Source organism: Sporolactobacillus sp. KGMB 08714 (assembly GCF_036598985.1).
In the GTDB taxonomy this organism is placed as follows: domain Bacteria; phylum Bacillota; class Bacilli; order Bacillales; family Sporolactobacillaceae; genus Sporolactobacillus.
Genome location: NZ_JAUUBW010000005.1, coordinates 106,007 through 115,562, shown reverse-complemented (window position 1 = coordinate 115,562; position 9,556 = coordinate 106,007). Strand labels below are relative to the sequence as shown.

Annotated in this window: 5 protein-coding genes; 1 reads left to right on the top strand and 4 read right to left on the bottom strand. The window is 39.3% G+C overall.

The window, feature by feature from the left end; all coding sequences use genetic code 11:
* Nucleotides 1-386 precede the first annotated feature (386 nt).
* From Q6A92_RS03550 to Q6A92_RS03535, 4 genes are read right to left on the bottom strand one after another with little or no spacing between them, the layout of a single operon-like run.
* On the bottom strand, nt 387-1,538 hold the full coding sequence (locus tag Q6A92_RS03550; protein WP_274401048.1) for a glycerate kinase family protein: 1,152 nt from the start codon (nt 1,536-1,538) through the stop codon (nt 387-389).
* A gap of 9 nt (nt 1,539-1,547) precedes the next feature.
* Nucleotides 1,548-3,239 (bottom strand): alpha-amylase family glycosyl hydrolase, encoded by a 1,692-nt coding sequence (locus Q6A92_RS03545; protein WP_332237060.1) that lies wholly within the window; start codon nt 3,237-3,239, stop codon nt 1,548-1,550.
* A gap of 11 nt (nt 3,240-3,250) precedes the next feature.
* A complete protein-coding gene (locus Q6A92_RS03540; protein ID WP_274401046.1) occupies nt 3,251-5,872 on the bottom strand; it encodes a glycoside hydrolase family 38 C-terminal domain-containing protein in 2,622 nt (873 codons plus the stop codon).
* Between the two features lie 31 nt (nt 5,873-5,903).
* Nucleotides 5,904-7,919: a fructose-specific PTS transporter subunit EIIC gene (locus tag Q6A92_RS03535; protein ID WP_332237059.1), complete on the bottom strand. Its 2,016-nt coding sequence runs from the start codon at nt 7,917-7,919 to the stop codon at nt 5,904-5,906.
* Between the two features lie 163 nt (nt 7,920-8,082).
* Here Q6A92_RS03535 and Q6A92_RS03530 point away from each other — a divergent pair, with 163 nt between their 5' ends.
* Complete coding sequence (locus Q6A92_RS03530; RefSeq protein ID WP_274401156.1) at nt 8,083-8,832, top strand: MurR/RpiR family transcriptional regulator; 750 nt, start codon at nt 8,083-8,085, stop codon at nt 8,830-8,832.
* Nucleotides 8,833-9,556: the final 724 nt, after the last annotated feature.

Sequence of the window (9,556 nt, the reverse complement as noted above, 5' to 3'; positions counted from 1 at the left end):
AGAAGAACCGGAGAGAAATTTTTTTACAAATTTTCTCTCCGGTTCTTGAGTTTTAACAGGGCTTTTGAGACAGCCTCATCACTAAGGTCAATATGTTTTTATGGTTGGATCATTGGTCATCCAAGTCCAGATCAGATGTCATTTTTATAAATCTTAACCAGTATATCTTCATGTTATTTCATCCCAACCAGCATTTCGGAAAGCAATTGTATCGATTTTTCCGTTTCATTTTCCCGATTGTGATTGTGGAAGCATTGTCCTAAAAAAACGCATAGCGCAGCATTTTTTTATGGCAAGAGTACTTATAGCCCCATCCGTATTGATTTTCAAACGGAAATTTGAGTTCTCGAACAAAATTTTTTATGATACCTGCCTTTCCTAACAATCTACATTTGTTCCTTTTTGCTATTGATCAGCTTTATAATTTCCCTGCTGACAATCTCAGCACCCGACAGCGCAGTGTTTTTTTTCATGGCATTGGCAAGAGAATTGGCTTCAAGCTGAACTGAGAATATCCCGTTAAACATACCTTCGAGTTCACCCAATTCAGGATCCCGTCTTCCACATAGCGCAACGCAGGGAATGTTATAGGATCTTGATAATTTTGCAATTTCATATGGTACTTTTCCATACAAAGATTGAGCATCTAAACTCCCTTCACCAGTAATGACAAGATCAGAATCCCGCAATATTTTTTTCAAATCAGTTAACCCTGAGAGAAGCTCAAAACCGGGCATTAACTTTGAGCGAAGCAAAGCAAATGCCCCACCTAACCCACCTGCAGCGCCAGCCCCAGGAATCTTCTGAAGGTCACTACCATAAAGATTCATAACCAGTTTTCTAATAACTTGTAATTTATCCTCCAAATAAGTAATTTCAGAAGGTCTCAAACCTTTTTGAGGACCATATACATGAGCAGCACCTGCAGCTCCGCAATACGGACTTTTTACATCTACCGCTATTTCCACCCTCAATCCTTTAAACAATTGTATAGCTGGTTCAAAATCAATAGCCCTAGTTTTTATCAACGGATTGCACGTCGAGGGAAGGACTTTGTGATTTTGATCGAACAGTTTTGCACCCAGTGCCTGAAGAAGACCCAGGCCGCCATCTGTGGTAGCACTTCCGCCCAATGTTATAATAATATGTTTAATATTTCTTGATAGCGCATCTCTGATCATTAATCCCAAACCATAACTTGTTGCAGTATAAGAACTGTTTGAAGGATTATTCTGGAGAAACTGAATACCGATCGTACTTGCGCATTCTATGATCGCAACAGGTTCACCATTAACATGAGTTAATAAATAGCTGGCCTGAATCTTATTGAAAAATGGATCTACGCTTTCTGTATGCTGCCACTTGCCCCCAATAGCATGACAAACAGCAACGGCACTTCCTTCTCCGCCATCAGCAACACAAAGAACATGAACTCCTGCTGCTGGCATTACTGTTTTTATCCCTTTTTCAGCCGCCCGGCCAAGTTCAAGAGAGTCTGCGCTCCCCTTAAATGAATCAATTCCGATAAAAATATTCATGCGTTTCACTCACTTTTTAGGTTTAATCCAAGCGATTCCGTAAGGTCCAAGGTGAAGTCTGTTATGCCGGATATTCTGATCGGAGATTAGTTCAATACCATTCATGACGTTCAAATCCTTTTCATAGGGTGTAAGATTTGTATACGTCAAACATATGTCCCCACTAACGGGATCCGTTCTTTGAAGAGAAAAAATATCATTTGAGATGTCCAACACATTTTGAACGCCATATGGATTGAAAGCTTTCACATGTTGTCGGATTTTCAGTAATCTTTTGATTCCCTCAAAGATGGTCCGACGATATGGATTGTGTTTCAGTTCATAAAATAATTTGTTCTCATCCAGTTTTTCGCGGTTAATCTGACGACTATTACCGGATTTTCTCATACCGGCTACGTCATTTTGCGAACCAAAGAGTGAATGATAGTAAATTGCCGGTACACCAAGAAAAGAAAGTAATATATGATGTGCAGCTACCATCTTTCCTGCAGCTACTTGATCATTCTCACCATCGTTCCTCAATGCATCACTGTAATTGATGTTCAGCTCATAAATTGACCGACTTCCATCCTGGTTCGTTTTGTAAGAAATCCTGCCTCCATTCTTCTCAACTTTGCGCGCTAATAAATCCCAATAATTTCGCGACAGAATACCCTCAACTGGTCTCATGCCAATACCATCATGAGACGCCAGAAAATTAAAGTATGTCCCTGTACTCGATATCGGCTTAACATGCTTTGCCCAGTTACTTAAAACCTTACTATTATTTACAGTCAGACTAAAAAGCACAAGAGGAGGCAAAGGGAATTGGTATACTTGATTCGCTTCGTCCGATCCGTTACCAAAATAACTAAGATTTTCTTGTTCTGGTACATTTGTTTCGGTAATAATCTGTGTCCCTGGTGCTACTTCATTCAGAATGCTCCGCCACATCTTAACAATTTGATGCGTTTGTCGCAAATGCATACATGCTGTGCCTGACTCTTTCCACAAAAATCCAATGGCATCCAGCCTTATTGATGAAGCACCGCGTTCAATATATGTCAATAGAACTTCAGTCAGTCTCAGAAGCGTTTTCGGATCTCCTACGTTATTGTCGACCTGATCTTCGCTGAAGGTTGTCCAGACTGAATAATCTTTCCCTTCATCATTTTTATAGTGATGAAACAGTGGTGAAGTTCTCGGGCGAGTGACCTTAGATGCATCAAAGTTTGCACTCTCCCGAATATACGCATTTTCAAATTCCGATGCCTGTTCAAGAAACTTTTGAAACCATTCGCTTGACTTTGACGAGTGATTGGCAACAAAATCAAACATTAAACGTATCTCATGGGACAGATCATCAATGTCCTCCCAATCGCCAAGTATCGGATTTATTTTGAGATAATCAGAGACTGCGAATCCATCATCTGAAGTAAACGGAAACATCGGCAAAAGATGAATATCCGTAATGATACCCTTCAGTTGCTTGTCGACAACATCTTTTAATACTTGCAGGCCTGCTTTGTCGTCATTGAAAAACGCATCACCATAAGTGATCAGGTAAGCATTTTTCTCAGATAAAGAAGTGTTACGATGTACAGGTGTTTTATACGTTTTAAAAAAGTCATCAAATATTTTTATAGATTCGTTTAACTTACTTCCAGTGTATATACGACCCAGATGCTGATTTACAGTTGATAGCAATAAGTGAGTATCCAATTTAATCACCTTTACAATCTAATTTCGAAGGTTCCCACATCTTTTGGTAAAATCGTTGTATCAAAGTTTGGTTGTTCTGTTTCATCCAAGTTCATTCGTTTCATAATTGAAATTGTCTTGTTCAACTCTACTGCCTTGGAGTCCGGATTAAATACCCTTAATACTGTGCAATCATGATCTTCTGCTTTTTTTAAAGCTGCTACATAAATGTTTGGATTGACTGAAAGAAGATTGATGTCCTGCGGCAAATGATGCAGCTCAGTCGGCTGAGGTAATTCAAATCGTTCCAAACGCTGTTCAAAAGAGTTGAGGGTCTGTAATTGATATGTGAGCTGGCTTTTCTTTGCCTGCTCCACTGCGTTAAACCAACCGTGCTCGTTCGCCGTATGATCCCATCGATAAACATAATGAAAAGAAAGCTGGCCCTGCATTTGAGCATCAGGTGTATCAACAACTTTGTTGTTGATACCTGAGGCACGTCCCGGCCGCCATGCTAGATCATCCCGGCCAAGAAGCCCGACACTCCGAAACAATGTTAAAATTAGTTCGGAGTCAGTACTCTGATATTCTTTCAGGCCACACGTGATGACACCTGTAGACGAAACAGTATCCGTTGTATACGCAAAGTTTTCCATCGGATAAAAGGATTGCGGAGCCTCTGCAAAGTGACTTTCCTTCCAATATGATAGATAGGGATTAGTGTTCTTCCTTTTTATAATGCTGTATCCTTGATCCGCATAACTGTAACCGTTATTTTTATTTGGAAAGATTATCCGTACTCTGTGGTCTTTGGCAGTGTTATTCAATTGATGATTCAAATAAACCAGATTTGAATCCTTAATCAAAGTTATTTTTGTTGTTACAGTTAGTATTTTGTCAAACCGAGTCGCTTTATTTTTATTCAGATCAGATGAAACCTTCCATTCGTTTGTAACGGTCATGGATTGACATAACTCTGATTTCTCAATTTTCTGCAATTTAACCGTCTTACTGAAACATACTGGTTGATCCGAGTCCAAAGGTGAAAAATCATACGAGTCACCCGCGTCGGGCTGATCCTCAAAATAAAAGAAGTTTCGTTCGCTGTTGTTCAGGCGATTGAGAATTTTTATGTGATCATTTTCAATAAATATGCGATAAAACTTATTTTCTAAATAATTACTTTTTACTGGAACTAACCTTTGTTGTCGGACATTCTCTTTAATAAAATAGCTCTGATAGCCAAACCCACTGAAAGATATCTTTGCCAGAATAAGTGAGCGATAGTAACCGGGAATCTCAACTTGTTTTTCTCCCAGAGCAGTGACAATAACTTTTTTTCCTCCACTTATAAAATTTTGCTCAATGATAGTTTGAGGAATCATTCTTCCATCTTTTTGTGTCAATGCTATTTCGGGGGTTCGGGTAAAGATGACAAATTTCAATGGTTTATCCACTGTTTTGGGCAACAAGTTGAAAGCAATAACGGAATCTTCCTGATCATCGCCAATCACTGCCCTCGCCATTTGCTTTTCAATAATATTAATCTGGCTGTCAATGATTCTTTCTGACTTTTTTAACCGCTCCAGAATTGTTCGATTAGTCTCATCAGAATTACATCCGGCAATGGAATCATGGGCTTCTGACTGTAACACAAGTTTCAGAGCTGACTCGATCTGCGTTCCGGGATAAGGTTTCCCGAACTGATTTGCCAGAACCGCTAAAGGCTCAAGCTGGTGATACAATTTTTCTTCGATTCGGCTTACAGCTAATTTAATGTCTACCCGTTGAGAACCTATCGTCTGATGAATTCGAGACTTCTGACAGGCAATAAGTTCTCCTGTTATAACTTTGGTTATTTGATGCCTATATTTCCCCAAGGTATCTCGAACAAAGGTCTCATAGTCCGAAAGCAAAAATTGGTAGTCACATTGCACGCTGTTTAGTCTATCGATCAAGTCAGGAAGCTCTTCACGAATCAGTACCTGATCTCCACCTGCAGGTAACAATAAAAAGTCAGAGTGCTTGTTCATTTCCGCTAATATTTTCAAAATAGGATACAGAGATTTTTGTAAATAATTGGGATCCGTGGATAAAAACTTGCCCGGTCCATATCCAAAATAGAGATTGTTAGCATAAACAGAATCACCACTGGGTGAACGCCATACAAAATTCAGATCATCCTTAACCTGATCATTGTATACCCCTCTCTGAAGAATACTTGTCCTAATTCCAAATCCATTAAATAGTGTGGGAAGATAGGCATTTTGTCCAAAAATATCGGGAAGGTAGCCAATACCCATACAATGGCCAAAGCCAAGCGCCTCGCGCGTTCCGATTAATAAATTTCTTATAATTGATTCTGTCTCTACATGTAAAGTATCCGTCTGAGTATACCAAGGCCCTACAAGCATTTTCTTCTTTGAAATAACGTCCTTCAAACATTTTTCCTGATCCGGTCGCAGCTTCAGATAATCGTCTATTAGAGACGTTTGGCCATCAAATGTAAAACGAATAGTGTCAGTATCTTTTTTCAGTACATCCAGTGCATAGCCCAACGCTTCAAATAACAGCGATATAGAATCATCTTCAGAAAAATACCACTCATGATCCCAGTGCGTATGCGGTACGACATAAACAGTTTTTTTCGTCATAAACCAACATCCCTACATTTATTAGTAAAAATTAATAGTCTATTTTTTCGCCCTGAGCCTCTTTTTTCTTAATCAGATGGTATCGAATGAAGATATTGCACAGTGCAATAATCAGCACTCCTACAAATAAGCCGATCAAGTACGCTGGCAGATTAGAAACAAGAGGCCATCCCCAAATAGCCGGCAGCGGCAGCCATTGGACAGCGCCCAGCATTACTGCTGTTACAGATCCGGCTATAGCGCCGATGATATTTAGAGGGACGGTAATGAGCGGATTCCTCAGCATAAATGGAATGGCTCCTTCGGAAATCGCTAAGAAACCAAGTAAAAATGAAGTGTTTCCGGCAACGCGAAGATCCGCCGGGTACACGTGACGACCGACAACCCACTTGTCAATTAGTGTTGAGATGCCCATTCCGATTGGCGGAATGACAATTGCAAGGACCCGTGGTGTCAAAGGAAAAATCTTATCCGCCGCAAGGCCAATCGCAACAGCGCCGGCGGCCTTATTAACTGGTCCGCCCAAATCAAAAGCGGTAGCAGCAGCAATGATGGAGGATAATCCAATTTTACCACCATTCGCCATACTCTTAATCCAGTCGGATATTAACAGGTTTAAACCGCCAAATACCGGAGAAACGATATATATATTTAGAAGAAAAATAGCGAGTACACTTATTCCAGGAATAATAAGCATTGGTTTCATTGCCTGCAAATTCTTTGATAAGTGAATCTTTGTGTTTAAGAAACGTGCAATATATCCAGCCGCTAAACCGAATACAAGTGCTCCAAGGAAGCCGCTAGGCAGACCTGTCGTAATTCCCCATAGGGTGTAATTTAATCCTGCAGCAAAGATACCGCCCAGGAATCCGGAAATCAGACCAACACGGTCAGCAATAGCATAGGCAACAAACATCGCAAATATCGGATACATAAAGTTAAGTGTCATCCCACCAAACAGGTCTAAATAGTGAATTAACTGAGCGAAGCCACCAAAGCTGTTATACTTTGGAAGATCAATATCTGCAATTGGCAGATGCATGATATACAGCCAGGTCAATTTTGCAATACCAAGCATAATACCTGCGGCGACCATAACCGGGATCATGTAGGAAATACCGGTCATCACGGCTTTGCCTAACTCAGTGCCCCATCTCTTCCAAGAAAATCCTTTTGTAATCTCTTTTGATGTCAGAAGGGTATCAGAGTCATTCTCAATTTGTTTCCTTAAAATTCCCTGTGGATGATTTAAAGCTCTATCAATTAAGGCCTCACCATTTTTTAGAGGTTCCGCAACATTGACCTCTATATATGGCTTACCGTTAAAACGGTTCAAGCCCTTGATCTTTGTGTCTACCGCAAAGAGAACACCATCGGCATTTTTTATTTGTTCCGGCGTAGGCGAATCTTCCAATCCATTTGCTCCCTGTTTTTCAACAATCAGACTGACACCCATCTTTTTAGCTGATTTTTTCAAAGCCTCGGCCGCCATGTAAGTATGAGCGATCCCAGTAGCACACGCAGTAACTGCGATTAGATTTTTCCCGTGACTACACGTTAGCCGATTATCTTTTGAGTCAGCTTCATCCAGATTTAAAGAGTTAAAAAGTTCATCAGGGTTCCTAGCAGTTTTTAGTTGATTAACAAAATCTTCGTTCATTAATTTTGTACTTAATTGTTGCAACAGCTTAAGATGAGTTGTTCCCGCCTGCTTATCAGGAATCGCGAGTAAAAAAATCAGCTCAACTTGATTATCCGATCGGATAGATGCCCATGCATCGGCTGGAAGCGGCTTAGCTAAGCGCGCAATTGCAAAACCTGCTTTGACTACACCCGCAGATTTTCCATGTGGAATAGCAAATCCATTTTCAAGTCCGGTTGCCGAAATCTTTTCCCTCTCGAGAACTGATTGTTTATACGAATCTCTATCTGTGACATACCCCCCTTTGACGAATTGATTAATTAAGCCGTCAAGAATTTCTTTTTTCGTAGTCCAAGAGTCGCTAAACACAATCAGACTACGGTCAGTCATGTGTTGAAGATTCATTCTTCTCACTCCTTAAATGAGATAATCTAATAATCATTTCTACACTATTGGTATACAATAAAAGCGATTACATTATTGTTCAGTTTGTGTACATATGTACGATATTTCATCATTATGGTATATTTATAATACGTTTTCATTACGGAGATGAAGATTAGTGGGAATGCTCATCGACAGCTTTTCAAACAAAGTAGATAAACTAAGTCACGGTGAGAAATATGTTCTGTATTATTTGGATAACCACATTGAAGGTGTACCCAAAATGAACATTTCTAACTTGAGCGATGACCTCTCTATTTCTACCACAACAATTATCAGAATGTGCCAAAGACTTGGTTTGAAGGGATTCTCTGAATTTAAATTTTTCGTTGCCCAATTAATTAAGGAAACAAAAGTAATAAACGAACGTATATTGCTAAAGCAATACCAGCAATTTTTTTCGGACGCATTAATGAAAGTACATATTAATGATATGGAATATATTGTTAGAAAAATTTATGAGGCTGGCACGGTTATTATTTCAGGAGTCGGTCTTAGTAAACCGATAGCGGAATATATTAGTGATCGATTGATGCAATTTAACAAACCAGCAATTTATGCATACGAATCACATCTTTTGGATCTACTGCCAAATCTTTTAAAACCTAAGGATACTGTACTTTTCATTTCAATGAGTGGTCAGACAAAAACTCTGATCAATGCCGCCAAAAAGATTAGATATACAAATGCCTTTCAGTTTGCAATTACAAATAATGGAAGCAGCGAATTGGCATCATTGATGAACAGGAATATCAGTAGCAATGTTCCCTCAAATATATATGAAGGCTATGACATCACATCCAGATCTTTTTTAATGATATTTTCTGATTTATTGATGGAAATTTACTTAAAGTACATCAAAAAGTTAGGTTAAACGATTCTGATGCTCTTTATAAATCCTCTCTGAAAATAATATTTATCACCTATGTTTCTAGCTTTGTAAAACTTTCTAACATTCCTCATTTTTAATAATAATTTTCCCTTAAGCAAAATCTCTAAGCCATTATTGTACAAGAGAGGTCTATTTTTTTGTCGAATGATAAGTAAACGTAACCGCTAATCCGGGATTCTTTTTATATGCCAGCATCCAATCAGCGACTCTATCTAATATTACGGTCATCCAAGTAAATGGACATGCATGCTCACCTATAATCACTGTGCCTATCTTTTTAAATTTTACATTCTCTTCCCAGTTAAATTTCTGAGCTAAGTCCGTATCAAATTGGTTTAAGAGGTTGCTTGCATGTATGGCAGGTACAATGAAAACATATGTCCAGTATCAGCAGACCAAAGCTGATAAATATGGATATGTTCATATTAACTGGCCACGACAGAGCTCGACTTCTCCTCGCTTTGCCAAATCTATAGTTTTGGCAAAGATTGCTTATGATACCATTAGTCTTTTAATGGACCGGCAGGAGCCTATTGTGACGCACGTCAGGCTCGACGCTACCCTCCCGATAAGAGAGAAGACCCAAGCAACGGTCGTAATACATGCCGTAACACATCTTTATAATTTTTGATCTTTCGCCGGTTCACATTCTTATACCCGTTTCAATCGGAACTGTCAATATTTTTGCGACAATTCCCTCCATGTC